General features: G+C 70.4%; 23 protein-coding genes. 9 read left to right on the top strand and 14 right to left on the bottom strand.

Annotation, left to right across the window (positions count from 1 at the left end):
• Window positions 1-87 precede the first annotated feature (87 nt).
• The gene (locus OG302_RS05685) at window positions 88-675 is read left to right on the top strand and encodes a TetR/AcrR family transcriptional regulator (protein ID WP_371750022.1); all 588 of its coding nucleotides are present in this window, start codon (window positions 88-90) and stop codon (window positions 673-675) included.
• A 179-nt stretch (window positions 676-854) separates the two neighbouring features.
• Window positions 855-2,696, top strand: a complete 1,842-nt coding sequence (gene asnB / locus OG302_RS05680) for an asparagine synthase (glutamine-hydrolyzing) (protein ID WP_371525719.1) — start codon at window positions 855-857, stop codon at window positions 2,694-2,696.
• A 17-nt stretch (window positions 2,697-2,713) separates the two neighbouring features.
• Here asnB and OG302_RS05675 read toward each other — a convergent pair whose 3' ends face one another.
• From OG302_RS05675 to OG302_RS05660, 4 genes are all read right to left on the bottom strand, one after another.
• Entirely contained in the window at window positions 2,714-3,040 is a 327-nt protein-coding gene (locus tag OG302_RS05675) for a hypothetical protein (protein WP_371525718.1), read from the bottom strand.
• Window positions 3,041-3,350: 310 nt separating this feature from the next.
• On the bottom strand, window positions 3,351-4,025 hold the full coding sequence (locus OG302_RS05670) for a formylglycine-generating enzyme family protein (RefSeq protein ID WP_371525717.1): 675 nt from the start codon (window positions 4,023-4,025) through the stop codon (window positions 3,351-3,353).
• On the bottom strand, window positions 4,022-5,260 hold the full coding sequence (locus OG302_RS05665; RefSeq protein WP_371525716.1) for an RNA polymerase sigma factor: 1,239 nt from the start codon (window positions 5,258-5,260) through the stop codon (window positions 4,022-4,024). The genes OG302_RS05670 and OG302_RS05665 overlap by 4 nt, the downstream gene beginning before the upstream one ends.
• Window positions 5,254-5,670, bottom strand: coding sequence for a YciI family protein (locus OG302_RS05660; protein ID WP_371525715.1), 417 nt, complete (start codon window positions 5,668-5,670; stop codon window positions 5,254-5,256). Before OG302_RS05660 ends, OG302_RS05665 begins: the two co-directional genes overlap by 7 nt.
• Before the next feature lie 200 nt (window positions 5,671-5,870).
• On the opposite strand from OG302_RS05660, the gene OG302_RS05655 reads away from it, so the two are divergent.
• Window positions 5,871-6,677 (top strand): isocitrate lyase/phosphoenolpyruvate mutase family protein, encoded by an 807-nt coding sequence (locus tag OG302_RS05655; RefSeq protein ID WP_371525714.1) that lies wholly within the window; start codon window positions 5,871-5,873, stop codon window positions 6,675-6,677.
• Between the two features lie 13 nt (window positions 6,678-6,690).
• Here the strand turns inward: OG302_RS05655 and OG302_RS05650 are convergent, their stop codons facing one another.
• Together OG302_RS05650 and lpdA are read right to left on the bottom strand one after the other, a co-directional pair.
• Complete coding sequence (locus OG302_RS05650; RefSeq protein ID WP_371525713.1) at window positions 6,691-8,856, bottom strand: MMPL family transporter; 2,166 nt, start codon at window positions 8,854-8,856, stop codon at window positions 6,691-6,693.
• 130 nt (window positions 8,857-8,986) lie between these two features.
• Window positions 8,987-10,390 (bottom strand): dihydrolipoyl dehydrogenase, encoded by a 1,404-nt coding sequence (gene lpdA, locus OG302_RS05645; RefSeq protein WP_371525712.1) that lies wholly within the window; start codon window positions 10,388-10,390, stop codon window positions 8,987-8,989.
• Between the two features lie 797 nt (window positions 10,391-11,187).
• On the opposite strand from lpdA, the gene OG302_RS05640 reads away from it, so the two are divergent.
• The gene (locus OG302_RS05640; RefSeq protein ID WP_371750021.1) at window positions 11,188-12,063 is read left to right on the top strand and encodes a TauD/TfdA dioxygenase family protein; all 876 of its coding nucleotides are present in this window, start codon (window positions 11,188-11,190) and stop codon (window positions 12,061-12,063) included.
• A 24-nt stretch (window positions 12,064-12,087) separates the two neighbouring features.
• A complete protein-coding gene (locus tag OG302_RS05635; RefSeq protein ID WP_371525711.1) occupies window positions 12,088-13,320 on the top strand; it encodes an epoxide hydrolase family protein in 1,233 nt (410 codons plus the stop codon).
• A gap of 15 nt (window positions 13,321-13,335) precedes the next feature.
• Here the strand turns inward: OG302_RS05635 and OG302_RS05630 are convergent, their stop codons facing one another.
• From OG302_RS05630 to OG302_RS05610, 5 genes are all read right to left on the bottom strand, one after another.
• The gene (locus tag OG302_RS05630; RefSeq protein ID WP_371525710.1) at window positions 13,336-13,866 is read right to left on the bottom strand and encodes a GNAT family N-acetyltransferase; all 531 of its coding nucleotides are present in this window, start codon (window positions 13,864-13,866) and stop codon (window positions 13,336-13,338) included.
• Between the two features lie 78 nt (window positions 13,867-13,944).
• Complete coding sequence (locus OG302_RS05625; protein WP_371525709.1) at window positions 13,945-15,180, bottom strand: RNA polymerase sigma factor; 1,236 nt, start codon at window positions 15,178-15,180, stop codon at window positions 13,945-13,947.
• On the bottom strand, window positions 15,177-15,530 hold the full coding sequence (locus OG302_RS05620; RefSeq protein ID WP_371525708.1) for a YciI family protein: 354 nt from the start codon (window positions 15,528-15,530) through the stop codon (window positions 15,177-15,179). The genes OG302_RS05625 and OG302_RS05620 overlap by 4 nt, the downstream gene beginning before the upstream one ends.
• Before the next feature lie 490 nt (window positions 15,531-16,020).
• Complete coding sequence (locus OG302_RS05615) at window positions 16,021-16,464, bottom strand: subtilase-type protease inhibitor (RefSeq protein ID WP_371525707.1); 444 nt, start codon at window positions 16,462-16,464, stop codon at window positions 16,021-16,023.
• A 355-nt stretch (window positions 16,465-16,819) separates the two neighbouring features.
• Window positions 16,820-19,258 (bottom strand): polysaccharide lyase 8 family protein, encoded by a 2,439-nt coding sequence (locus OG302_RS05610; RefSeq protein ID WP_371525706.1) that lies wholly within the window; start codon window positions 19,256-19,258, stop codon window positions 16,820-16,822.
• 126 nt (window positions 19,259-19,384) lie between these two features.
• On the opposite strand from OG302_RS05610, the gene OG302_RS05605 reads away from it, so the two are divergent.
• Window positions 19,385-20,068 (top strand): alpha/beta fold hydrolase, encoded by a 684-nt coding sequence (locus tag OG302_RS05605; protein ID WP_371525705.1) that lies wholly within the window; start codon window positions 19,385-19,387, stop codon window positions 20,066-20,068.
• 99 nt (window positions 20,069-20,167) lie between these two features.
• On the opposite strand, the gene OG302_RS05600 is transcribed toward OG302_RS05605, so the two are convergent.
• Both OG302_RS05600 and OG302_RS05595 read right to left on the bottom strand, forming a co-directional pair.
• Window positions 20,168-20,995, bottom strand: coding sequence for a hypothetical protein (locus OG302_RS05600; RefSeq protein ID WP_371525704.1), 828 nt, complete (start codon window positions 20,993-20,995; stop codon window positions 20,168-20,170).
• 227 nt (window positions 20,996-21,222) lie between these two features.
• The gene (locus tag OG302_RS05595) at window positions 21,223-22,053 is read right to left on the bottom strand and encodes a slipin family protein (RefSeq protein ID WP_371525703.1); all 831 of its coding nucleotides are present in this window, start codon (window positions 22,051-22,053) and stop codon (window positions 21,223-21,225) included.
• 102 nt (window positions 22,054-22,155) lie between these two features.
• On the opposite strand from OG302_RS05595, the gene OG302_RS05590 reads away from it, so the two are divergent.
• Window positions 22,156-22,884: a class I SAM-dependent methyltransferase gene (locus tag OG302_RS05590; protein WP_371525702.1), complete on the top strand. Its 729-nt coding sequence runs from the start codon at window positions 22,156-22,158 to the stop codon at window positions 22,882-22,884.
• A 43-nt stretch (window positions 22,885-22,927) separates the two neighbouring features.
• On the opposite strand, the gene OG302_RS05585 is transcribed toward OG302_RS05590, so the two are convergent.
• Window positions 22,928-23,866 (bottom strand): GlxA family transcriptional regulator, encoded by a 939-nt coding sequence (locus tag OG302_RS05585; RefSeq protein WP_371525701.1) that lies wholly within the window; start codon window positions 23,864-23,866, stop codon window positions 22,928-22,930.
• Between the two features lie 277 nt (window positions 23,867-24,143).
• On the opposite strand from OG302_RS05585, the gene OG302_RS05580 reads away from it, so the two are divergent.
• Complete coding sequence (locus OG302_RS05580) at window positions 24,144-24,665, top strand: DUF2269 family protein (protein ID WP_371525700.1); 522 nt, start codon at window positions 24,144-24,146, stop codon at window positions 24,663-24,665.
• A gap of 190 nt (window positions 24,666-24,855) precedes the next feature.
• Window positions 24,856-25,785, top strand: a complete 930-nt coding sequence (locus OG302_RS05575) for a D-2-hydroxyacid dehydrogenase (protein WP_371525699.1) — start codon at window positions 24,856-24,858, stop codon at window positions 25,783-25,785.
• Window positions 25,786-25,823 lie beyond the last annotated feature (38 nt).

Here is a 25,823-nt window from a genome sequence, read left to right as displayed (position 1 = left end):
TCGGTTTACTATGGAGGTATGGGTGACAGGGTGAGTGGGATCGCGAAGGCCACCGCGGGTGCCGGGAGCGCGCCGCGCAGGATCGCCATGACGTCGGGCGCGCGGCGCGTGCTCGATGCCGCGAGCGCGCTGTTCTACGACCGCGGCATCCACGCCGTCGGGGTGGATCTCATCGCGGCCGAGGCCGGGGTCACGAAGAAGACGCTGTACGACCGGTTCGGCTCCAAGGAGCAGATCGTCGTCGAGTATCTGGCGGCCCGAGACGAGCGCTGGCAGGTCTTCCTCGCGCCGTACGTCGAGGGCGCGACCACTCCGCGGGCCAGGATCCTGGCCGTTTTCGATGCCGCGCGCGACTGGGCGGGCGCGTTCAGCACCAAGGGCTGCAGCATGGTCAAGGCGCACGCCGAGATCAGTGACCCCGCGCACCCCGCGTATCAGGTCATCGCCGGCCAGAAGGCCTGGATGCTCGCCCTGTTCACCGACCTCGCCCGCGACGTCGCGCCCCGGCGTGCGGCGAAGCTCGGCCGCACCCTCATGTTGCTCCACGAGGGTGCGCTGGTCGCGCACGGCTTGAACGTCTTCCCGGACGCGATCGGGCACGCTCGTGACGAGGCGGCGACGCTGCTGCGTGACGCTCTCCGAGCCGCCTCCGCCGCTGAAGAAAAGCGCAGGTGAGAGCCCCTTTGGGGAAGTCTTTGCCGTTGGCCGGAATGCGCCGTTCCGTGTTACCGGCGCATTGACCGTATGCAGGTGACGGGCCCACGCTGGCGATATAGCTGCTGTCTACACCTAGTGTGATCTGCATTCAGTTTCTCGGGTGCGGCGCACAGGCAGCGTGATGCAGGAGGTAGCGCATGTGTGGCATTACTGGCTGGGTCTCCTTCGACCGCGATCTGCGGTCCGCATCCGGGACGCTGGACGCGATGACCGAGACGATGTCCTGCCGCGGCCCCGACGACCGCGGAACCTGGATCGAAGGCCCCGCCGGGCTCGGTCACCGCAGGCTCGCGATCATCGACCTGCCCGGTGGGCGCCAGCCCATGACCGTGCGGACACCGCACGGCACCGTCGCCCTCGTCTACTCGGGGGAGACCTACAACTTCACCGAACTCCGCCGCGAACTGGCCGGGCGCGGCCATGAGTTCACCACCGAATCCGACACCGAGGTCGTCCTGCGCGGCTATCTGGAGTGGGGCGAGGCGCTCGCCGAGCGGCTCAACGGCATGTACGCGTTCGCGGTGTGGGACGGCAGGCACGACAAGCTCGTCATGATCCGCGACCGGATGGGCATCAAGCCCTTCTACTACTACGAGACCCCGGACGGCGTCCTGTTCGGCTCCGAGCCCAAGGCGATCCTCGCCAACCCGCTGGCGCGCGCCCGCGTGACCGCCGACGGGCTGCGAGAGCTCTTCGCCATGGTCAAGACCCCCGGCCACGCCGTGTGGGACGGCATGAACGAGGTCGAGCCCGGCACCGTCGTGACCGTCGACCGCGCCGGTCTGCGCCGCCACGTCTACTGGCAGTTGGAGACCCGTCCGCACCCCGACGACCGCGTGGAGTCCGTCGCCAAGGTGCGCGAGCTCCTGGACGACATCGTGCGCCGGCAGCTGGTCTCGGACGTGCCGCGCTGCACCCTGCTCTCCGGCGGCCTCGACTCCTCGGCGATGACCGCGATCGCGGCACGTCAACTCGGCGAAGCGGGCGAGACCGTACGCAGCTTCGCCGTCGACTTCGTCGGCCAGAGCGAGAACTTCGTCGCCGACGCGCTGCGCTCCACCCCCGACACGCCGTACGTGCACGACGTGGCCAAGGCGGCCGGCACCGATCACCGCGACATCGTCCTGGACTCGCACGCCCTCGCCGACCCCGAGGTCCGGGCCAGGATGATCCGCGCCCGCGACCTGCCCATGGGCTTCGGCGACATGGACGCCTCCCTCTACCTCCTCTTCCGGTCCATCCGCGAGCACTCGACGGTCGCGCTCTCGGGGGAGTCGGCGGACGAAGTCTTCGGCGGCTACCTGCAGTTCTTCGACGAGGACGCCCGCAACGCCGACACCTTCCCCTGGTTGGTGCGGTTCGCCGAGCACTTCGGCGACGACGCCGACGTCCTGCGGCCGGACCTGACCGCCGCCCTCGACCTGCCCTCGTACATCCAGGGCAGCTACGACACCGCCGTCGCCGGGATCCGGCGCCTCGACGGCGAGAGCGACTTCGAGTTCCGGATGCGCAAGATCTGCCATCTGCACCTGACCCGGTTCGTGCGCATCCTGCTCGACCGCAAGGACCGCGCGAGCATGGCCGTCGGGCTCGAGGTGCGGGTGCCGTTCTGCGACCACCGCCTGGTCGAGTACGTCTACAACGCCCCCTGGTCCCTGAAGTCCTTCGACGGCAGGGAGAAGAGTCTGCTGCGGGAGGCGACGGCGGACGTCCTGCCGCGCTCCGTGTACGACCGGGTGAAGAGCCCCTATCCCTCCACGCAGGACCCCAAGTACGCCCTCGCCCTCCAGGAGCACGTCAAGGATCTCCTCGCCGAGCCCGCCCACCCGGTCTTCGACCTCGTCGACCGGGACCGGGTGCTGCGGGCGGCAGGACGCGACGTGCCGCAGATCACTCAGGTGTCCCGGCGTGGCCTCGAACGCACGCTCGACCTGGCGCTCTGGCTCGACCTCTACAAGCCGGAGATTTCCCTGGTCTGAGCCTCACCGCCCCGGGTTCACTGCTCGGAGCAGCTGCGGACCGTCGGCTGGGGTGGAACCCGCTCCTCGGGGGCGGGCTCCACCGTGGTCGCGAGGGTGTCGAGGAAGCGCTGGAGCGCCGGGGCGCCACCGGGTCCCAGGCTGCGGCGGATGGGCGGCACGGCCGCCGGGGCGCCGGAGCCGGGCCGGGACCCGGCGGTGGGGCAGGGGAGTTCCGTCGCGTCGACGGTCACGGCCCGGCGTATGAACTCATCGACCGGGAGGCCGAGTTGGTCCGCGTTCCGCAGGACCGCTTCGTACTCGTCGGGTGTGAACAAGACCTGCACAGGCTTGGCGCCGTCCATGAACGCATGATGCCGCTCCGGAGGTGCGCCGCGCGGTGCGGTTGGCATATTCGCGCTCGAAGGCGTGAAACGGACCGAAATGGACATGGGCGGTCGAAAATAGAGGTAGGCCCCGACCGGACGGGGGAATCGCGATCGGGACCTACGTACTGTTCAACGGTGAACCAATAGCCGGTGTTCCCAGGTCGGGGGCCTGTTCCTGTGAGCTGCGTTACGTCCAGGACGCCCTCGGCCGGCGTCGGCACCGCGCGCCGGACGCTGCGCACCCCGGCGGCGGAGGCGGTGACCCTGGCAGCCTGACGACTCCGGATCAACGGGTGGGGTTCCGTGCGACGCGGAAGCCTACGTCGTCGATCCGGAACGTCGGATGGCTGCGGCGCCGCACCGACGCCCGGCAGCTCCAGTGCTCGTCGAACCAGCCACCGCCGCGGAGCACCCGATAGGTGCCGTAGACCTCCGGGTCGTAGAGGTCCCAGCACCATTCCCAGACGTTGCCCAGCATGTCGTACAGGCCCCACGCGTTGGGCTGCTTGCCGCCCACGTCGTGGATCCGTCCGGAGCCGTTGCCACCGTGCCAGGCGATCTCGTCGAGCGGCCCGTACCGCGCACCAGCCGTACCGGCCCGGCACGCGTGCTCCCACTCCGCCTCGGTCGGCAGCCGGTAGCCGTCGGCGGACGCGTCCCACCCGGCGTCGTCATCGCCAGAGGGCAGGCGGTAGGCGGGGGTCAGCCCCTCCCGCAGGGACAAGGCGTTGCAGTAGTGGACCGCGTCCAGCCAGGAAACGCCCTCGACGGGCAGCCGGTCGCCGCGCGCGGTGCTCGGCCGCTCGCCGGTGACCTGCGCGTACTGCTCCTGCGTGACGGGGAACCGCGCGAGGTCGTGGGCCGCGACCTCGACCGGCCAACTGCGTTGCGTCCGCCGGTCCGACAGCGTCACCCGCCCCGCCGGGACGCGGATCATCTCGTTCTCCGTACTCATGCTCATCTCGACAGCAGGCGGGCCGCGCGCATCTGCAGGTAGCGCGTCTCGGGGATGCTCAGCGTACGCCTGGCCGCCAACTGGTAGGCGGCGCGGGCCGCGTCCGTCGCGCCCGCCCGCTCCAGGAGATGGGCGCGCACGGCATCCAGCCGGTGATGGCCCGTCAACCGCTCCTCCAGCTCGGCGACTTCGGCGAGACCGGCGCGGGGCCCGTGCACCATGGCGACGGCCACGGCCCGGCTGAGCAGGGCCATGGGTTCGGGAGTACGGCGTACGAGGATGTCGTAGAGGGCGAGGATCTGCGGCCAGTCGGTGTCGTCGGCACGCTCGGCCTCGTCGTGCAGCGCCGCGATCGCCGCCTGCAACTGATAGGCCCCCGCGGGGCCTTGGGACAGTGCCTCCTCGACGAGGTCGCAGCCCTCCTCGATCGCACGCCGGTCCCAGCGCGAGCGGTCCTGTTCGTCGAGCGGGACGAGCTCCCCGTGCGGTCCGGTGCGTGCCGCGCTGCGCGCCTCGGTGAGCAGCATGAGTGCGAGCAGCCCGGTCACCGCGCCCTCCCCGGGCAGCAGCGTGCGCACGGACCGGGTGAGCCGGATCGCCTCACGCGCCAGGTCCGCGCGGTGCAGGGCATTGCCGGAGGTCGCCGTGTACCCCTCGTTGAAGATCAGGTAGAGCACCTGGAGCACCACCGCGAGCCGCTGGTCACGGTCCGCGGGGCCCGGCTGCCGGAAGGGCATGCCCTTGACCTTCGCCTTGGCCCTGCTGATCCGCTGTGCCATGGTCGCCTCGGGCACGAGGTGGGCGCGGGCGACCTCGGCCGTGGTCAGACCGCCGACCGCGCGCAGCGTCAGCGCGACCTGCGCGGCCGGGCTCAGCACTGGGTGGCAGCACAGGAAGAGCAGGGTCAGCGTGTCGTCGTCGGACGGTGCGCGGCTCTCGCCGGGCGCGGGCGCCGTGAAGGTGTCCCGCGGCGAGAGCTGGGCGGCCTCCTCCTCCCGCCTGCGCCGCGCCTCGTCACTGCGCAGCTGATCCATGAGCCGCCGGGAGGCGACCCGGATCAGCCACCCGCGCGGATTCTCGGGAGCGCCCTGCTCGGGCCACTGCCGCGCCGCGGCGAGCAGAGCCTCCTGCGCGGCGTCCTCGGCCTCGCCGAAGTGCCCGTACCGGCGCAGGAGTGCGCCGAGGACCTGCGGCGCGTGCAGGCGCAGCAGGTCCTCGACCTCGGTTTGAGGTGTCAGCACGCTGCGTCGGGGCCGCCCATGATGGGGCGGATCACGACGGGATACAGGGGAGCGCCCTCGGGAACCGGGCACTGCTGGATCCGGTTGGCGATCTCCGTGACGCGGTCCAGGCTCGCGCAGTCGAGGACCCAGTACCCGGCGAGCACTTCCTTCGTCTCGCCGTAGGGACCGTCCGTGATCACGGGGCGGCCGTCCTTGTCCACGTCGACCAGGCGGGTCCGGGCGGGCTCGGCCAGACCCTGTGCGTCGACGATCTCGCCGGACTCGGCCAGATCGTCGTTGAGCGCGCCCATGAAGGCGAACATCGACTGCAGGTCCTTCTCGCTCCACGCCGGGCTGGTCGCGTTGGCCTTGCCGCTCTGCGCCGCGTAGTCCGCCTGCGTGCCCTGAACCATCACCAGGTACTTCATGATGTTGCTCCTCGGCTGTGCGGTGGTCACCCCTGGTGGGCAACTCTCACAGGGGACGTCGGAGCGGACGACCCGTTCTCGACACTACGCCGGAACAATTTCCCCGCCCTGCCGAAGCGCGCCGCCCGGCCGCCGCACGGACCGCTCCCGCCGGGGACGATTCGGTGGTCCCCGAACCGATGCGCGGCTACGGTCCGACCATGACGTACGCACAGCGAGCCGAGCAGTTCCGCGCCCTGCACCGCACCGGCGAGCCCCTCCTGCTGCCCAACGCCTGGGACCACGCCTCCGCCGCCGCGCTCGTCCACGGCGGCTTCCCGGCGATCGGCACCACCAGCCTGGGTGTGGCCGCGGCTGCCGGCAAGGCGGACGCCACGGGCGACACCCGGGAGGAGACCCTGCGCCTCGCCCACGGCCTGGCCCGGCTGCCCGCGCTGGTCACCGTGGACATCGAGGGCGGCTTCAGCGACCGGCCGGGCGAGGTGGCGGCGCTCGCGGCGGAACTCGCCGGGGCGGGCGTCGTGGGCGTCAACATCGAGGACGGCCGCCCGGACGGGACGCTGACCGACACGGCTCTGCAGTGCGAGCTGATCCGCGCCGTCAAGGAGAGGGCCCCCGACCTGTTCGTCAACGCGCGCACGGACACGTACTGGCTGCGCGCCGGGGGAGCGGGCGAGACCGAGCGCCGGGCGGCGGACTACCAACTGGCGGGCGCCGACGGCCTGTTCGTGCCCGGACTCCAGGACGAGAAGGTCATCGCGGGACTGGTCGAAGGGGCGCTCGGCATCCCGCTGAACATCCTCTACGCGCCCGGTGCGCTGACCTACCCGCGCCTGGCGGAGCTCGGCGTGCGTCGGGTGAGCAGTGGATCGCTGCTCTTCCGTGCCGCGCTGCACGGAGCTGTCGAGGCGGCGCGCTCGATCGCCGCGGGCGGCGCCGTGCCGAAGGACCTGCCCTCGTACGCGGACGCCCAGGCACTCTCGGCGGCCTACGGAGAGGCGGAGTAGCGGGCCGTACGCGCTACCGGCGCACCCCGTCCGCGTCCAACTCCGCGCCCCCGTCCGGCCGTTCGTCCCCGCCGCCTCCGTCGCGCTGCCGGTCGCCGTGCCCCGGCCACCAGGCCGCGTGCCCGATCACGGCCGTCAGCGCGGGCGTGAAGATCATCGCCATGACGAAGGCGGCGACGAGGATGCCGAAGGAGAGGGAGAAGCCCATCTGGGAGAGCGTCGAGTTGCCCGCGAGCATCAGTGTCGCGAACGTGCCCGCGAGGATCACGCCCGCCGAGCCGATCGTCGGGCCGGAGTGCCGGACCGCTGTGCCCGCGGCGTCGTGCGGGGTGCGGCCCTCGCGGGCCTCCTCGCGCAGCCGCGACACCATCAGGATGTTGTAGTCCGTGCCGAGGGCGACCACGAACAAGTACATGATCACGGGCAGCATGAACATCAGCCCGGGCTGGCTGCCGATCTGCTGGAACAGCAGCGAGGTCGCGCCGAGCGTCGCGCCGAAGCCGAGCGCGACCGACAGCATCAGGTACCAGGGCGCCACCAGGCTCCGCAGGAGCAGGCCGAGGATGACCATGATGGCGAGCGCGGCCACCGGGAAGACCACCGAATAGTCGCGGTCCACGGCCTTGTTGATGTCGACGTACACCGCTGTGGTGCCGCCCACCAGCGCCTCGGTCCCGGACGGCGCGTCCTCGTGGGCGAGCGGGCGCAGCCGGTCCTTGACCGTGGCAAGGGCCTTGTCGGATGCGGGCGGGTCCGAGAGGACCACGGAGTACGAAGCCGTCGTACGGTCCGGGCTCAGGCGGGGCGCGGAGACCTCGCCGACGCCCTCGACGCCGTCCAGCTTGCCGCGGAAGGCGGCTGCGCGTGCCGCGGGGACCGGTGCGTCGTCCGTCGAGGTGAGGTAGACGGAGGTCGGGTCTGTGGTGCCCGCGGGGAAGCCCTTCTGGAGGTTGTCCAGGGCGACCATCGACTCCTTGTCCTTGGGCAGTGAGGAGCCCGCCAGGTCGAAGTTGGCCTTGTAGCCGAGGGCGCCCAGCGTGAGCGCGCCCATGAACAGTGCCGACACCAGGGCCCAGATCGCGGGCTTGCGGGCGATGGACGCGCCGAGCCGGGCGAACCCGGTGCCCTGCGGCTCCCGCTGCCACGACTTCGAGGGCCAGAACACCTTCGTGCCGAGCAGCGAGACGACCGCGGGGACCAGCGTGAGCCCGGCGAGCAGCGTCACGAAGACCGCGATGGCAAGGGCGGGGCCCATGGAGCGCAGCATGCCGAGCGAGGAGAGCGTCAGCGCGGCGAAGGCGACGATGACGGCGCCGGCCGCCGAGGTGATCGCCTCACCGACCCGCTCGACGGCATGCACCATGCCGCCTTTGGGGTCCTCGCCCGCCCGCAGGGCCTCTCGGTAGCGGAAGAGCAGGAACAGGATGTAGTCCGTGCCGACGCCGAACAGCACGACGGTCAGGAGTTCCTGGATGGAGGAGTCGGCCTTCATGTCGAAGGCCTTGTTGGCGGAGGCGATCAGGCCGGTCGCCATCGGCGAGATCAGGCCGATCAGGACCACGGGCAGCAGCGCGATGATCGGGCTCCGGAAGATCACCAGGAGCAGCACGACGATGATCACGATGGTGCCGACGCCGACAAGGAGCCCGGCCCGCGCCGATGCGTCGCTCTCGTCCAGCGCCTGGGCGGCGGATCCGGTGATCCCGGCGGACAGGTCCGTGCCCTTCAGCTCGGGCTTGAGGCCGGAGCGCAGATCCTTGACCGCGTCCTGCTGTGCGGTGTCCTCGGGGTCGGTGATCTTCGGCATCGCGACGACCGACGTCCGCACGAGCTTGTTCGGCGAGACCGCGCCGGGCACGACCGCCTGCACCTCGGGGATCTTCTTGGCCTGCAGATCCTTGGAGATACGGGTGACGTCCGCGGAGTCGGCCGCCGTCAGCTTCCCGCCGTCGGAGCGCTGGAAGACGATGATCGCGCCGACGTTCTGCTGTGTGGGGAATTCCGATTCCTGCACGTCCGCCGCGCGGATGGACTCGTAATGGTCCGGGAGGAAGCTTGCCTCGTCGCTGCTTGAGGTGAGGCTCGGCGCCAAGGAGATCACGGCACCGGCGGCCACGACCCACGCCAGGATGATCCACCACGGGCGACGGACCACGAACCGGCCCAGGCCAGAGAACATCGGCTGCTGCCTCTCCCTCGCCCCCGAGGCGGAACAGAGCGTTCTGACCAAGGATCTTCCGGAGCGGGCGGCCCCGCCACTTGGGCCGTTCGGCGCAAGGGCGGGGCGTGCCGGGGGAGGCAGGCTGCCGTCAGAAGTTGATCATGTGCCCGGCCAGGCCGTGCACCGCTTCCTTGACCGCCTCGCCGAGCGTCGGGTGCGCGTGCACGTTGCGCGCGACCTCGTGCACGGTCAGGTCCCACTGCTGGGCCAGGGTCAGCTCGGGCAGCAGCTCGGTGACGTCCGGGCCGATCAGGTGGGCGCCGATGATCTCGCCGTACCGCGCGTCACTGATGATCTTGACGAAGCCGACGGTGTCGCCGAGGCCGTGCGCCTTGCCGTTCGCCATGAACGGGAACTTGGCGACCTTGACGTCGAAGCCCTTCTCCTTGGCCTGCGCCTCGGTCCAGCCGAAGCTGGCGATCTGCGGCTGGGAGTAGGTGGCCCGCGGGATCATCGGGTAGTCGAGTTCCATCGTCTCGGCGCCGGAGAGCGTCTCGGCGGCCACGACGCCCATGGACTCGGCGGTGTGCGCCAGCATCAGCTTCGCGGTGACGTCACCGATGGCGTAGATGTGCGGGACGTTCGTCCGCCCGCGGCCGTCGATGTCGATGGCGCCGCGCTCGGTCAGCGCCACGCCCGTCGCCTCCAGGCCGAAGCCGGTGACGTTCGGCGCGAAGCCGATGGCCTGGAGGACCTTGTCGGCCTCCAGGATCTCCTGCTTGCCGTCCTTGCCCGTCACGGTCACCTTGACCTTGGGGCCGGACTCGTCGATGGACTCGACGCGGGTCGAGGTCTTCACGTCGATGCCGAGCTTGCGGTACTGCTTGGCCAGCTCCGTCGAGACGTCCGCGTCCTCAAGGGGCGCGATGCGGTCGAGGAACTCGACGATCGTGACCTTCACGCCGTAGTTGTGCAGGACGTAGGCGAACTCGATGCCGATGGCACCGGCGCCCGCGATCACGATCGACTCCGGCACGCTGTCGGCGAGGATCTGCTCCTCGTACGTCACCACACGCTCGGACCGCGCCGTGCCCGGCAGCAGCTTCGGCGTCGCGCCGGTGGCGATGATGCAGTTCTCGAACGTGATCGTGTCCGTGGAGCCGTCCGACTTGGCGACCTGGAGCGTGTTCGCGTCGAGGAACGTGCCCCGGCCGTCGAACTCGGTGATCTTGTTCTTCTTCATCAGGAAGTGGACGCCCTTGACGCGGCCGTCCGCGACCGTACGGCTGCGGTTGAACGCCTCTCCGTAGTCGAAGGAGATGTTCCCGTCGACCTTGATGCCGTACGTCTTCTGCTCGTGCGTGAACAGATGCGCCAGCTCGGCGTTGCGCAGCAGGGCCTTGGTCGGGATACAGCCGACGTTGAGGCAGACACCTCCCCAGTACTTCTCCTCGACGACCGCTACCCGCTTGCCCAGCTGGGCGGCGCGGATGGCGGCCACATAGCCGCCGGGTCCTGCTCCGAGCACGACGACGTCGAAGCGGTCTTCCATGGGGAGGTCCTCTCTGATGGAACGTGACTCACGTACGAGTGATGGTGCCGCTGGTGGGACGCGACCGCTGGTGCGGACGGCCCGATGCCACGATCATGCGTCATGTGGCCGCCCCGGTGGCGGGCGGGTGCCCCCGGTGGCGCGGCGCGCGAGAGGGCCGCGTGGCCGGTCGGTCAAGTAGCTGCCCTCTGCCGGAGGTTCACTGTGCCCCACGATCCGCGTCCGCCGCATGTCACGCACAACCCGGACGAAGGAGCCGCTCTTCCTGATCTCCTTGTGAAGGACGCCTCACTGCTCGTGGTGGACGGTGAGCGCGAACTGCCCGGCGGCTGGGTTGGGATACCTGCGCCCCGGCGCCTGTGCGGACCTCGTCGTCCGGGACCTCCACGAGGTGGCGTCGGCAGGGGCGTTGAGCGTTTCCGTCGAGTGGCTGCGCTGCGGCTCCGCACGGGCATGGGCCACGGTCGTCGCGGGCCGCGTCCTGGTGGACCGGGCAGCAAGAGGATCTACGAGTAAGGGGGTTTGCACCGCACGGCATGGCCATACACAATGGTGTGCATGATCCAGCACCTGACCGCCGCCGTGAGGACCTTCGGGGTCCCGTGGCGTCGTGGGTGCGAGCGATCGGGTCGCTAGCTGCCGGAGTCACCCTCCAGCCGGCCGGAGTTCCCTCTCCGTCCCGCCACCCGTTCACTCACAACTGAAGGATCACCATGACCGTGGTTTCCCCTGCCGTCTCTCCAGCCTCTGCGGGCGCTCCCGTGACGCTCCGTGACGCCCGCGTCCCCGCCGACGGCATGTACGAGGGCCGTCGCACCCTGAACCGCGTCCCCGAGGGCTGGGAAGAGCGCCCGTACGAACTGATCGACGTCGTTCCCCAGGGGCGGCTCATCGGCGCCGAGATCCGTGGTGTCGACCTCGCGGAGCCGCTCACGCCCGCGCTGCGCGAGGAACTCAACCGTGCCCTCCTGGAGTGGAAGGTGCTCTTCTTCCGGGGCGCCGGGATCACGTCCGAGCAGCAGCGCGCCTTCGCCCTGAACTGGGGCGAGCTGGAGACCAATCCGCTGCTCGCGCGCGGCTCGGCCGAGGACGTCGTCCGGTTCGACAAGGGCGGCAGCGCAACACCCACGTACGAGAACGTCTGGCACGCCGACGTCACCTTCCGCGAGCGTCCCGCGCTCGGCGCCGTCCTGCAGTTGCGCGAGGTCCCGCCGGTGGGCGGCGACACGATGTGGGCGGACATGGCGGCGGCGTACGACAACCTCCCCGACGAGGTGAAGGCCCGCATCGAGGACGCCCACGCGGTGCACGACTTCATCCCCGGCTTCGTCCGCTTCTACGGGCCCGAGAAGCTGATCCCGCTCCAGGAGCAGTTCCCGCCGGTCACGCACCCCGTGGTGCGCAGGCATCCGGAGACCGGGCGGCGGATGCTCTTCGTGAACACGTCCTTCACCACGCACATCGTGGGCATGGAGCGGGCCGAGAGCGACCGGCTGCTGAGCTATCTGGTGCGGCAGGCGCAGGTCCCGGAGTACCAGGTGCGGTTCCACTGGCAGGCCGGTGACGTCGCCTTCTGGGACAACCGCTCCACCCAGCACTACGCCGTCGACGACTACGCCCCGCACCGTCGCGTGGCCGAACGCGTCGCGATAGCGGGCGACCGCCCCTACTGATCCTCCCCCCTCGGAAGGAACCCCATGTCAGCCGCAGTGCGCTTCCCGTTGACGCCCGAGCCGATCCACGTCCCCGACGCGGTGCTCGACGACCTCAGGGCGCGGCTGCGGCTGACGAGGTGGCCCGACGACGTGGGCAACGACGACGGGTACTACGGCGTCCGCCGCGGCTACCTCAAGGAGCTGGCCGAGTACTGGCTGCACGACTACGACTGGCGCAAGGCCGAAGCGGCGATCAACTCCTATGAGCAGTACAGGGTCACGGTCGACGGCGTGCCGGTGCACTTCATGCGCAGGCCCGGCGTCGGCCCCGCCCCCACCCCGCTCATCCTCACGCACGGCTGGCCCTGGACCTTCTGGCACTGGTCCAGGGTCGTCGACCAGCTCGCCGACCCCGCCGCGTTCGGCGGCGACCCGGCCGACGCGTTCGACGTCATCGTCCCCTCCCTGCCGGGCTTCGGTTTCTCTGCGCCCTTGCCGGACCACCCCGACATGAACTTCTGGAAGGTCGCCGACCTCTGGCACACCTTGATGACCGACACGCTCGGCCACGAGAAGTACGCCGCCGCGGGATGTGACATCGGCGCCCTCGTCACCGGTCAGCTCGGCCACAAGTACGCCGCCTCGCTGCACGCCATCCACATCGGCTCGGGCCAGAAGCTCACCATGTTCAACGGCGACCGGGGCTGGGACCTCAGCGGCGGACAGCCCATCCCCGAAGGCCTGCCCGAGCCCGCGCACCGCCAACTCCTCTCCCTGGAACGGCGCTTCGCCGCCCACCTGGCCGTGCACGTCCTCGGGCCGAGCACCCTCGCCTACGGGCTCAGTGACTCACCGGTCGGCATGCTCGCCTGGATCCTGGAGCGCTGGGACAAGTGGAGCGACAGCAAGGGTGACGTTGAGAGCGTCTTCTCCAAGGACGATCTCCTCACCCACGCCATGATCTTCTGGGTGAACAACACCATCGGTACGTCGATCCGCTATTACGCCAACGCCAACCGCTATCCCTGGACGCCGTCCCACGACCGCCGGCCCGTCATCGAGGCGCCCACCGGCCTCACGTTCGTCGCCCACGAGAACCCGCCCGGTGTCACCACCACCGAGCAGCGGATCCAGAGCTGGCTCGCCGGTGACCGGGCCGAGTGGTACCACCACGTGAACCTCACCGCGCACGAGAGCGGCGGTCACTTCATCCCGTGGGAGATCCCCGACGGCTGGGTGGACGACCTGCGCCGCACGTTCCGCGGCCGCCGCTGAGCGCTGTCGCCCAGCTCAACGCTCCAGCGTCCGCTGCCACTTGACCTCGCCGTCCTGCCACTCGTCCGTGGGGGCCAGCCCCGCGGCAGCGGCGACGGCGGCCGAGGCCCGGTGGTCCGGATGGACATGGGCGATGACACTGCGCACGGCCGGCTGCCCCGCCAGCCACGCGACGAGAGCGCGGGCAGCCTCCACGGCGATACCCCGCCCTTGCCAGGGGGTTCCGACGACCCAGGCAATCTCGGCGACGAGGGCGCCGGGCTCGGCGGAGTCCGGAACGACCGTCGCCTGCACGGTCCCGACGAGGCACTCCTCGTCGCGCATCCGCAGCACCCAGTTGCACCAGGAGACCGCAGGGTCGGGGGACCCGGCGGTCATCCGCAGGTAACGGGCACGCAGCGCCTGCGGATCATCGGGAGAGCCACCGATAAAGGTGTGCAATCCCGGTTCAGCAAGCACGCGAGCCATCTCCTCGGAGTGCTCAACCTGAAGGGGTACGAGGACGAGGCGATCGGTACCGATCTCCTGGGCGCGGACCTCATGCATGGACGAACGACACCCTTCACCTGGCCGAGTCACTCAAGCGCGAGGAAGCGTAGCCCAACGCGGTGACGTCGGCGTCAGTCATGCGAAGGGGGTGGTGTTCCGGCGCTTGAGCAGGAAGGCCCGCTCGGCCGCGTTGTCGGTGTGGGCCAGGGCGGCGTCGTAGGCCCGCGTTGCTTCTTCGGTGCGGTTCAGGCGGCGGAGCAGGTCGGCGCGGATGGCGTGGAAGACGTAGTAGCCGTCGAGGGCCAGTTCGTCGACGAGGGGCAACGCCTCGGCGGGGCCCTTGACTTCGGCGACCGCCACCGCGCGGTTGAGCGCTGCCACCGGGCTCGGAGCAACGGCCAGGAGCTGGTCGTACAGCCGGAGGATCTGGCCCCAGTCCGTGGCGGCCGCGGTCGGCGCGTCGCTGTGGACCGCGTTGATCGCGGCCTGGATCTGGTACGGCCCCGGGCTGCCGCGGCGCAGGCAGCGGTGGACCAGCTCCTGCCCCTCCGCGATGAGGGCCGGGTCCCACGCGCCGCGGTCCTGGTCGGCGAGGAGCACGAGCCCGCCGTCCTCGGTCGTCCTTGCGGCCCGCCGCGACTCGGAGAGCAGCATGAGCGCGAGCAGGCCCAGGGCCTCGGGCTCGTCGGGCATCAGCTCGGTCAGCAGCCACCCCAGACGGATCGCCTCCGCGCAGAGGTCGTCGCGGACGAGCGCGTCACCCGCGCTCGCCGTGTGCCCCTCGTTGAAGACGAGGTAGACCACCGCGAGGACCGCCCGAAGCCGTTCCGGCAGGTCCGCGTCGCTGGGGATCCGGTACGGGATGTGCGCGTCGCGGATCTTCCCCTTGGCCCGCACGATCCGCTGGGCCATCGTCGGCTCCGGCACCAGGAAGGCGCGGGCGATCTCCGTGGTGGTGAGACCGCCCAGGAGACGCAGCGTGAGGGCCACCCGCGCCGCGGGGGCGAGCGCCGGGTGGCAGCAGGTGAAGATCAGACGCAGTCGGTCGTCACGCACGGGTCCCTCCCAGGCCGGTGCCTCGTGGACGTGCAGCAGGGCGGCCTGCGCGTGCCGGTCCTCGCGGGACGCCTCCCTGCGGAGGCGGTCGATCGCGCGGTTGCGGGCGGTGGTGATGATCCAGCCCGCCGGGCTCGGCGGCAGGCCGGCGGACGGCCACCGCTGCACCGCCGTGGTGAAGGCCTCCTGGACCGCTTCCTCGGCGATGTCGATGTCGCCGAAGACGCGGACCAGTACGGCCACGGCCCGCCCGTACTCCGCACGGAAGACCCGCTCGATCACCCCCGGAGTGGCCTCCGGGGAACCCGATGTCACTGGCAGGCTCCGTGCTGCAGCGGCCTGACCTCGACGGGCAGGGTGATCGCACGGGCCACCTTCTCGCCCCAGGCGAGCGCCTCGTCCAGATCGGCGGCCCGGATGACGGTGAAGCCGCCCAGATGCTCCTTGCCCTCGACGTACGGCCCGTCGGTCGTGAGCACCTCGCTGTCCTTGAGGCGCAGCACGGTCGACGTGCTCGGCGGGAAGAGACCTCCGGCGAACACCCAGGCGCCCGCCTCCCTGAGTTCGGCGTTCACCGCCTCGACGTCACGCATGATCGGTTCGAGGATCTCCGGCTCCGGCGTGGGCCCGTCCGGCTGGTAGATGCTGATCAGATACTGGTTCATGGCTGCCTCTCCTCGGCGGATCGCCTCCGTGACCGGCCCGGTGCCGGTCTCCCACTCTCCGTCTCTCACCCTCTGTACGAACGCCGACCGGCCGGATCGACACGAGATTCGACATGAGGAGAGAAAAGATCCGACCGGTTCTTTCACCGGGCCGTACCCCCAGCCGTCAGAAGGGCCCCAGCCGTCGGAGATGACCGCGTCGAGGTGCCGCAGCGCCGCCGTCATCCGCGCCGGAGCATCGAAGAACGGATCCGCCCACCGGGGGAACTGCGCCGTGATCAGCCGGCGTGCAAAGTCCGTGTCGATCGACGGATCACGTTCGTCCGGTCCGTCTGTCGTCATGTGTGTGCAACCCCCGGCCATGGACAGCGCCTCGGACGTCGCTCAGGGCGTCGTCCGAGGCGCTGTCGTGGATGTCGAGGCCTCATCCCACCGTCAGGACCGAGGTCAGGTCCACCCGATTGCCGTCGAGTGCACGGCAGTCGGGGGCTCAGAACGTGAGGGCCGCGCCTCCCGCGAGGCTCGCCCGCATCTCGCAGCTGTTGCCGAAGGTCGTGGACCACGCGACCCGCTTGCCCTCCCACACACCGTCGACGGTGACCACGACGGGCCGCCATTCCCTCGTGCAGATCGCGCCGGGTGACTTGCCGACGAGCTGCGCGAACTCCCCGCCGACCGCCCGGAGTTCAGCACAGGCCGCGGTCGCGGCGGGGTGGGTGCCCGAGGCCTTGGGCGCACAGGTCAGGGTCACGGCGCGTTCCATGGTCGCGGTGTCCGCCTCTTCGCCCTGTCCGACGGCGAGGACCAGCGACGAGGGCGCGTAGAGGCCGGCGCCTGCGGCCTTGGGCTGGGCCTGCGCCGTGCCGGCGGTTCCGGACATCACGCAGGCTGCCACGACTGCGGTGGCGCCCACCGTCTTGAGGAAGAAACGCACGTCAACTCTCCTTTGATGCGGGTGTGTTCCTGGTTGCGGACAGGAGTCTTGCCGGTGCGGAGAGTGAGGATCAAATGCATGGTCGATTTCCGGATGCATGTGTCCGCTGAGCGGTCACGGGACAGCTGTTCGGGCAGCTCAGGGCGGGCGTCGGAGGCGCCGGAGGAGGCGTGAGGGGTGTCCAACATATGGACCGGAGGCGATAGTGCAAGCAAAAACAACTGTCTGAGCTGCGAAAACAGTTGTTTTGATTTTCTACCGGAATCGCGGGTCGACCGGAAAGCATCGGTGCTAAGGGCTGCGGGCCCGATTCTGGGGCCGGGTACGGGCCCGAGTCCGGGCCCGTACGCGCGCCTCAGCCCAGCCTGACCGTGATCCGCTGTGTGGCCCCCCTGGTCCCGCTGAGATCCCCGAAGGTCAGCTTGAGGGACGCACCCGTGACCGCGGCCGTGACCGTGGCGGGCTTGGCCGTCACCGCGGAGACGGCACGGTTCCAGCTGAGGGTCAGCGAGGTCTGCGCGCGCATCGGGTCGCTGACGCAGACGACCGCGGTGCCGTCGCCCTTCTCGCTGATCTGCACGGAGCAGGGCGCGCTCGCGGTCAGCTTCCCCACCGTGCCGCCGAACCAGAAGTTGACCCCGGTGAAGCCGAGGGCGGGTACGGAAACACCTTGCTGGCTGTCGGAGTTGGCGAGGACCTGCAGCCATCCGGCGTCCGCCGACCGCGCTGCCGTCTGCGCCGCACTCGCGCCCGGCATCAGGACGTAGGCGTACGTCCCGTTCGCCGGGGCCGTGCCGTGGTCGACGTACATCGTGAGGTACTTGCGGCTGATCGCGGTCGTCGCGCCGCCCTTGTTGATGTCGCTCCACTTGCCCGTGCGCTCCTCACGCAGCGCCTTCACCGTCGCGCCGCCGGGGAAGACATAGCCGCCGTGGCCCCCGATGTGCGCCCACTTGGCGCCGGTGAGGTTCGCCGACCAGGGGGTGGTGGTCGGCTTGGTGGCGCCGTCCACCTGGAAGGAAGTGGTGCCCGTCGGGCCCAGGTTGCGGTTCTCGACGGTCGTCTCGACCGCCGCGCCGTCCGCGCAGGCGATGCCCGCTCCCAGACAGACGATCGCGTCGTCCAGGCAGAACCACGACTTCTTCGCCCGCAGCGTGCTCTGCAGCCCCTTCAAGTACTGCCCGATGGCGGCGCGTTGGCCGTCGCTCGCGCCGCCCACCCACTTCACGTCCGGCAGGGACGCCCCCCAGTCGCCGCCCGCCGCGTCGGCGAGCGCCTTGCGTGACGCCGTGATGCCGGGCAGCCGGTACGGGTCCACGGTGGGCCAGAAGGCGTCGCTGTACTGCCCGTTGGCGTAGCTGTCGCCCCACCAATAGAGCATGCCGGAGCCGGTGTGCCAGCCGCGCAGATTCTCGCCGTTGCCCGTCTCGTAGTACGTGATGCGGGGATCGGCCATGCTGATCGACGCCGCCCAGCCGGGGCGCCGGTGCGTGGCGCGGGCCATGCCGGGGAAGAGCCGGTGGCCGGTGGGTTCGGCGATCGCGGTCACCGACGCGTCGTCCTCGACGCCTTTCAGGCGGGCCAGACTTGTCAGGCCGAGGGTGGCGTCGCTCAGCGGCGGGCTGTAGTAGTCGCGCCGCATCCAGCCCTTGACCAGGCCGCGCCAGCGCGCGTTCTCGGCCGTGCTCGCGCCCTGACCGAGGAGCACCACGGCCGCCATGATGGGGTGGCCGCGCCGGTGGTCGTCCGCCTGGATCTTCTTGGCGTCGGACGCGGCGAGGCCACGGCTGATGGCGCGGCCCGCGACGCCGTCCATGACGAGGCCGTTGTAGATGAACGGCGCCCAGGCCTTCTCGACGGCGTCGAAGATGATCTGCTTCTTGGTGTCCGTGACCTCCCAGCTGGAGCCGCGCAGCAGGGCGAAGAGCATGCCGAGACCGCCCAGCATCACCGATCCGTACGACCCCGTGTAGGGCACGGTGGTGTGCTGGATGAACGAGCCGTCGGTGTAGAGGCCGTCACCGGCCGTCACGTAAGGGAAGACGGGGGAGAGGGCGTCCCGGGCCAGCGCGATCTTCGCGGCATCGGCGCCGACGACCCCGCGCAGCGCGAGTACGCGGCACAGGTCGACGCGGTTCGCGCCGGTGCTCGTCCCGGTGTAGCTGCCCACCGCCGAGTCGGGCACGAAGTGGTCCACGGCCTTGCAGTAGTTGGCCACCTGGGTCGCCGACAGTTGGTCGTACATCAGCACGCAGACGTCGAGGAGGTTCTGCGGGGCGCCTATCTGCCAGCTGTACCAATTGCCGAAGCGTGCCTGGTTCTCGTTGTAGACCCCGGTGTAGAGGTGGTCGAGGCCGGTGAGGATGTCTGCCTTGAGGCCCGGGTCGCCGGTCAGGCCCGTGCCCGCCTGACGGTAGGCCTGGGCCATCGTGTTGAGCCGGCTGTAACCGGTTACCACGTTCGCCGAATAGCCGTACGACTCCTGGTCGGTGTCCGGGTCGGGATCCGCGTACGAGATGTCCGGCCACAAGGCCCCCGTAGTGGGCGCCATTGTGTCGCGCAACTCCTGTGCGGTGGCGCCGAGTTCGGCGAGGCGGCTCTTGAAGGGCTCGGCCGTCGGGGTGAAGCCCTCGCCGAGTATCAGGGTGCGCCACTTGGCCCGCAGCGCTTCGTACGCGTCCGCCTCCTCCTCCGCTGCTGCCCCCTCGGAGGGTAGTAGTCCCGCGGCTGTGAGGCCGAGCGCGGAGCCGCCGGTGGCAAGGAGGAAGCCGCGACGGGACCAGGGAGAGTGCATGGGGTCTCCGATGGTGAGGTGGGGGAGTCGGGTGACAGGAGGGGGCCGCTGGAAGAGCAAGCGCTTTCTAGCATGGGTCCGGGCCACTGCTCAATGGGTTGCGCAAGGCGCTGTAGCGTCAGGGGCATGAGCGATCACGCAGTGGTGGATGTGGGCGACGTACGCCTGGCCTATCGGACCTGGGGCGACTCGTACGGGGCACCCGTCGTGCTGCTGCACGGGCTCGGCGGTTCATCGGAGACCTGGGAGCAGGTCGGGGAGGCGCTCGGCCAGGAGTGGCGGGTGTACGCCCTCGATCTGCGCGGGCACGGGGAGAGCGACTGGCCGGACGAGTACTCGGTCGAGCTGATGCGGGACGACGTGCTCGGCTTCCTCGACGAGCTCAGCCTTGACCGCGTCGGCCTCGTGGGGCACTCCATGGGCGGCGTCGTGGCGTACCTGCTGGCCCAGGAGCACCCGGACCGCGTCGAGCGTCTCGTCCTGGAGGAGACGCCGCCGCCCTATCCGCGCGACTGGGTCGAGACCCCGCGCCCCGAAGGGGCCATCGACTTCGACTGGCCGGTGTCCCCCGCGGTCCGTGCCCAGATCTTCGACCCCGACCCCGAGTGGGCCGAGCGGCTCGGCGAGATCGTCGCGCCGACCCTGATCGTGGCGGGCGGCCCGGACAGCACCATGGCGCAGGATCGCATCCCCGACATGGCGACGGCGATTCCCGACTCCCGGCTGATCACGATCCCGGTCGGGCACTCGGTGCACGAGGGGAGCCCGCAGCAGTTCGCGGAGCAGGTCACCGAGTTCTTCACCAGCTGACCGTTCGCGGCATGGGCCAGGAAGGCATGGGCCGAGAAGGCGTGCGCCATGAAGGTGCGGGGTGCGGACGGCCGCGCCCCGCATCCCGCATGTCGTGGGTTACGCGGGCCGGGGTCGCGACTGGTACAGGCGCGTGTAGTAGCGGCCCTCCGCCTCCAGGCCCGTGGGATCGTCACCGGCCTTGAGCACCAGGTCCACTGCGCTGCTCTGCTCGCCGGGATCGGTGAACAGCCGCTGCGGATAGGTCCGTCGGGGGTCGGTCTCGGTGGTGAGGCCGTGGGCGTCCAGGGTCGCCAGGATCTGCCGGAAAGGCACCGTCCGCAGGACGAACGCGCTCACCCACACCGGAAGATCCGTCGCGCCGAGAAGCGCGTCGAAGGTCCGGTGGGTGATGTAGCCGATGCCGCCGGTGACCGTGATCAGGCCGACGCGCCCCACGGCACGGCGCAGCCCGTCGCTGGGCGGGTGACGCTCGAGGTTCTCGGCATAGGCCTTGTCGAGCAACCCCACCTCCAAGGCGTAGCGCGTCGCGTTCTCCGCCGTATCCAGGCCGATGACCGGGACCGCGTCCGCCCGCCGCCGCGACGCGTAGAACTCCTTGTCGGCCTCGATGAGCTCGCCCCGGGTGAGGGTGGCGGTCTCGTCGCTCGTGTAGTGCGCGTACAGGTCCGCGAGCGTGAGGTCGTGGTTGAGCAGCGCCGCGTTGATCCCGTAGGAGCAGCAGAGGTCGAGGACCGTGACGGGGAGGTGGGTGCCGCGCACCGCGGACCGCAGGCCGAGCGTGCGCCGGAAGACGTCCTGAGCCTGCTGCGGTATCTCGTACTCGAAGGGGGCCAGCGTGCGGAAGTACGTGCGGGGATCAGGCTGGTTGTAGATGTCGTCGAACCGGGTCTTGCCTGCCGCGGTGGTGGTTCGGGCACCGGTCATGAGGCATGCCTCCTCGTGCTGAGTGGCGGGTCTACGGCCGCGATACGTCTACCTGACCCATGGCTCAACCCGATAGACCTCCTGGCGGTAACCGGCCATCACACCGGCAAGGAGTCCCTGATGCCGCCCAGGCCCCATGTGTTTGCACGCTGGTCGAAGCCCGGTGATCCGCTGTCGGCCAAGGAAGCCTCCGAAGCTGGTTCAGGCCCGAACGGCTGGGACCATGCCTATGCCGCCGCCGGTCGTTCCGGTTTCGGCCCCGCCGCTGTGGCCGGTGGTGCGGGCGGCAACGCCTGTGTCTGCTGGGCCTTCTCCAGGAAGCGCAGGAGTTCCACGGGGAAAGGCAGCACGAGGGTCGAGTTCTTCTCGGCGGCGACGGCCACCACGGTCTGCAGCAGCCGCAGTTGGAGCGCCGCGGGCTCCTCCGACATCTCGTGTGCCGCCTGCGCCAGCTTCTTGGAGGCCTGCAGCTCTGCGTCCGCGTTGATCACGCGGGCCCGCCGCTCACGGTCCGCCTCGGCCTGCCGGGCCATCGACCGCTTCATGGTCTCCGGGAGCGACACGTCCTTGATCTCGACCCGGTCGATCTGCACGCCCCACCCCATGGCGGGAGAGTCGATCATCAGCTCCAGGCCCTCGTTGAGCTTCTCGCGGTTGGAGAGCAGATCATCCAGATCGCTCTTGCCGATGATCGACCGCAGAGACGTCTGTGCCATCTGCGAGACCGCGAAGCGATAGTCCTCGACCTTGATCACCGCGTCCGCCGCGTCGACCACCCTGAAGTAGATGACCGCGTCGACGCGCACCGTGACGTTGTCCCGGGTGATGCCGTCCTGCGCCGGGACCGGCATCGTCACGATCTGCATGTTCACCTTGTTCAGCCGGTCCACACCGGGGACGATCATGGTGAAGCCCGGCGGGCGGACGTTCTCCCGCAGCCGGCCCAGGCGGAACACCACGCCCCGCTCGTACTGCTTGACCACGCGGGCCGCCGACACCACGTACACGAACCCGGCAGCCGCGACCGCGGCCCCGGCTGCGAGCAGCTCTTCGACCATGACGACCCCCTTCTTTCGAGTCGCCCGTCTCATAACCAAGATATGCCCAGCTTTGTCCAGGGTCGAGCCCCGGCCGCCCCGCCGCTGACTAGGGTGGGGCCGGTGTTCACCTCCCAGGGACCCACGCTCCGCGAACTGGCCGTGCAGGCGCTCTCCTCCATCGAGGACGGCTACGACCTGCTGGCCCCGAAGTTCGACCACACCCCCTTCCGTACGCCGGACCGGATCCTGGCCGCGGTCGCGGACGCGCTGGGCGGCCTCGGCCCGTTCGACGCGGGTCTCGACGTCTGCTGCGGCACCGGCGCGGGTGTCGAGACGCTGCTGCCGTTGTGCCGGGAGCGGGTCACCGGTGTCGACTTCAGCGCCGGGATGCTGGCCGAGGCGCAGGCCGCTGTGGCTCCTCCGGGCGGTGGGCCCGCGGTGGAGTGGGTGCGGGCCGACGCGCGCGCCCTGCCCTTCGTCGAGGCCTTCGACCTCGCGGTGAGCTTCGGGGCGTTCGGGCACTTCCTGCCCGCCGAGCGGCCCCGGCTGTTCGCGGAGATCTGCGGGGCGCTGCGGCCCGGCGGGGTCTTCGCCTTCCCGATCGGTGCGCCGCCGCGCCTGACGTCGCCGCTGCATTGGGCGCTGCTGGGCTTCGACGGGTTGATGCGGGTGCGGAATCTGCTGTGGCGTCCGCCGTTCGTCATGTACTACAGGACTTTCCCGCTGGGGGGTGTCGTCGAGGACCTGCTCCGGGCGGGGTTCACGATGCGGTTGCACCCGCTGGAGGAGTTCGGGCGCCGCGCCGACGGCAGCCCCCGCTGGTGCCTTGTCGAGGCGCGGAAGGTCTGAGGTCACGAGGCGGTGTGGGCGCGGGGCCACTGAGGTCATGGGGTCACTGGAATGCCCTGCGGTACGCCTGCGGGCTGACTCCGGCGACGCGCTTGAAGCGGTCGCGGAACGCGGTGGGTGAGCCGAAGCCGACCTGGACGGCGATGCGCTCCACGGAGTGCCCCGTCGTTTCGAGCAGGTGCTGGGCCTGCCGGATGCGGGTGCGGTGCAGCCACTGCAGCGGCGTGCTGCCGGTCTGCTCCCGGAAGCGGCGCAGCAGGGTGCGGGTGCTCATGCCCGCCCGGCCCGCGATGTCCTCCAGGGTGAGCTCGCGCGCGGCATTCTCCTCCAGCCAGCGCAGGAGCGGTTCGAGCTCCGAACCCTGCGGCGTGGGCGGAGCCTCGGAGACGATGAACTGGGCCTGGCCGCCCTCGCGTTCCAGGGGCATCACCGAGAGGCGGGCGGCGTCCGCGGCGACGGCGGAGCCGTAGTCCCGGCGGATCAGGTGCAGACACAGGTCGAGCCCGGCGGCGGCACCGGCGGACGTCAGGATCTGCCCGTTGTCGACGTAGAGCACGTCCGGGTCGACGTCGATGTCGGGATGGCGTTCGGCGAGCGCCGCCGCGGCCATCCAGTGGGTGGTGGCGCGGAGTCCGGACAGCAGGCCGGTCGCGGCCAGCGTGAAGGTGCCCGCGCAGATCGAGGCGATCCGTGTGCCATCGGCCGCCGCGTCCCGCAGCGCGTCGAGCACCGCGTCGGGGACGGATCGGGACACGTCGGCGGTGCCGGGCACGATGATCGTGTCGGCGTCCGCGAGCCCTTCCAGGCCCCACGGAGCCCGCAGCGTGAACAGACCGGCGTCGATCTGCGGCGCGGCGGCACAGACGCGAACCCGGTAGCCGGCCCGACCGCCCGGCAGCCGGGTGCGGCCGAAGACCTCGATGGGCGTTGACAGGTCGAACGGGATGACGGTGTCCAGTGCCAGGACGGCCACGGTATGCATGGCGGCAACGTACGGCAGAGTCGTGATCCCGCCAAGCGCGTGCGCAGGTGATGTGACCCCGATGACCTCGTCGTCTTCGCGTGTACTGGCCCGGGGCTCGATGGCGGTATCTCTGCGAAGCATGTCACTAATGCCACTGTTCGCTGGGTGGGAACGCTGGCTAATCTCGGCGACCGGGTCCCGATCGGGAGCCGCCTGCCTCCGCCGACTCCACCGGACTCCGCCCGTCCGCGCCCGACTCCGCCGTTCTTCGCACTCCGAATCCCGAGGGCCCGCTGTGACCAAGTTCTTCCTGACGCTGCATGTGCTGGCCGCGATCCTGGCCGTCGGCCCGGTCACCGTCGCCGCCAGCATGTTCCCCGCGGCCCTGCGCCGAGCCCAGGCCGACCCGAATGACGCGGCGGCCGTCGCCTCGCTGCGCCTGCTGCAGCGCATCTGCTCGGTGTACGCGTTCGTCGGCGTCGCCGTCCCCGTCACCGGGTTCGTGACCGCGGGCAGCCTGGGCGTGCTCGGCAGCGCTTGGCTGATCGCCTCGATCGTCCTCACGATGGCGGCGGCCGTGGTGCTCATCGTCCTCGTCCTGCCGCGTCAGGAGGCGGCGCTGGACGCGATGACCGGGGGAGACGGAGACGGTGGAGACAGCGGCACCCGCGGTCAACTGGCCGAGGGGACGGGCGTGGTGGCCGTGGGGGAGCGCACTGGTTCCCAACTCGCCATGTATACAGGGGTGTTCAATCTGCTCTGGGCCACCGTCACTGTCCTGATGATCATCCGGCCAGGCTCCACGACCGGAGCCTGAACGCTGTTGACCCTCGCGGAACCAAAGCCCTAAGTTCGGTGAACGCGCGTTCACCAGCGCTTTCCTTACCACGGGGGTATCAGGAATGGTCCGTGCACGACATGCGCCACAGGCATCACAGGCCTCACAAGCATCACATGGTGCGAAGGCCTCCGAACCGGCCGCCCTGCCACCGGACGCCGCCCTGTATGTGGAGCTGGCGCTGGACGACGCCGACCAGGAGCGACTGCGTGCCGCCGCGCCGGGCCCGGTCTGGTTCACCGGACCGGACTCCGACTCCGAGGCCGACGCACGCGTCCTCGCCGCATCCCACATCGCGCTCGGCAACCCGAGGGCGGACCGGCTGGAGAGGGCGCCGCACCTGCGCTGGCTGCAGCTCGCGTCCGTCGGCATCGACCGCTATACGGGCCTCGACTGGCCGGTCCTGGGGCAGCGGCTCACCGTCACCAACCTCGGCGGTCTGTTCGCCGACCCGGTCGCGGAGACCTGCCTCGCGGGCATCCTCGCGCTCTGCCGCGGAGTCGACGTGCTGGCCGGACTCCGTGCGGGGGAGTCCTGGTCGAAGCTGGACGTGCGGCCCGGCCTGCGGCTCCTGAGCGAAGCGAACGTCCTCATCCTGGGCAGGGGAACCATCGCCCTGCGGCTCGCCGGACTCCTCGCGCCGTTCGGCTGCTCCGTCGCGCACTTCGCCCGGGGTGCCGCCGACATCAGCACCCGCGAGGAACTCGACGCCAGGCTGCCCGAGTTCGACGTCGTCGTGGGACTGCTGCCGGGCACGGACGAGACCGCGGACCTCTTCGACCGGCGGCGCATCGACCGGCTGCGCCCCGGCGCGGTCTTCGTGAACGCCGGACGCGGCACCCTGGCGGACGAGGAAGCCCTCGTCGCCGCCCTCGCCTCCGGCCGGCTCGGCGGCGCGGTCCTCGACGTGACCCGCGAGGAGCCGCTGCCCGCCGGACACCCGCTGTGGAGCTGCCCGAACGTGATCCTCACCCAGCACACCGCGGGCGGCTCACGCGACGAGACACAGCGGATCGTCGACCTGTTCCTGCACAACTGGCAGCGGCTCGCAGGCGGCGAGCCGCTGCGCAACGTCGTGCGGTGGTCCCAGGGGTACTAGCCGCGCCGTCCGAGGAGCACGCCGCGGGGCACGGGCGC

It is taken from the genome of Streptomyces sp. NBC_01283 (assembly GCF_041435335.1).
Taxonomy (GTDB): domain Bacteria; phylum Actinomycetota; class Actinomycetes; order Streptomycetales; family Streptomycetaceae; genus Streptomyces.
The sequence above is the reverse complement of the archived record's forward strand: the minus strand, read 5'-3'. Positions and strand labels throughout refer to the sequence as shown.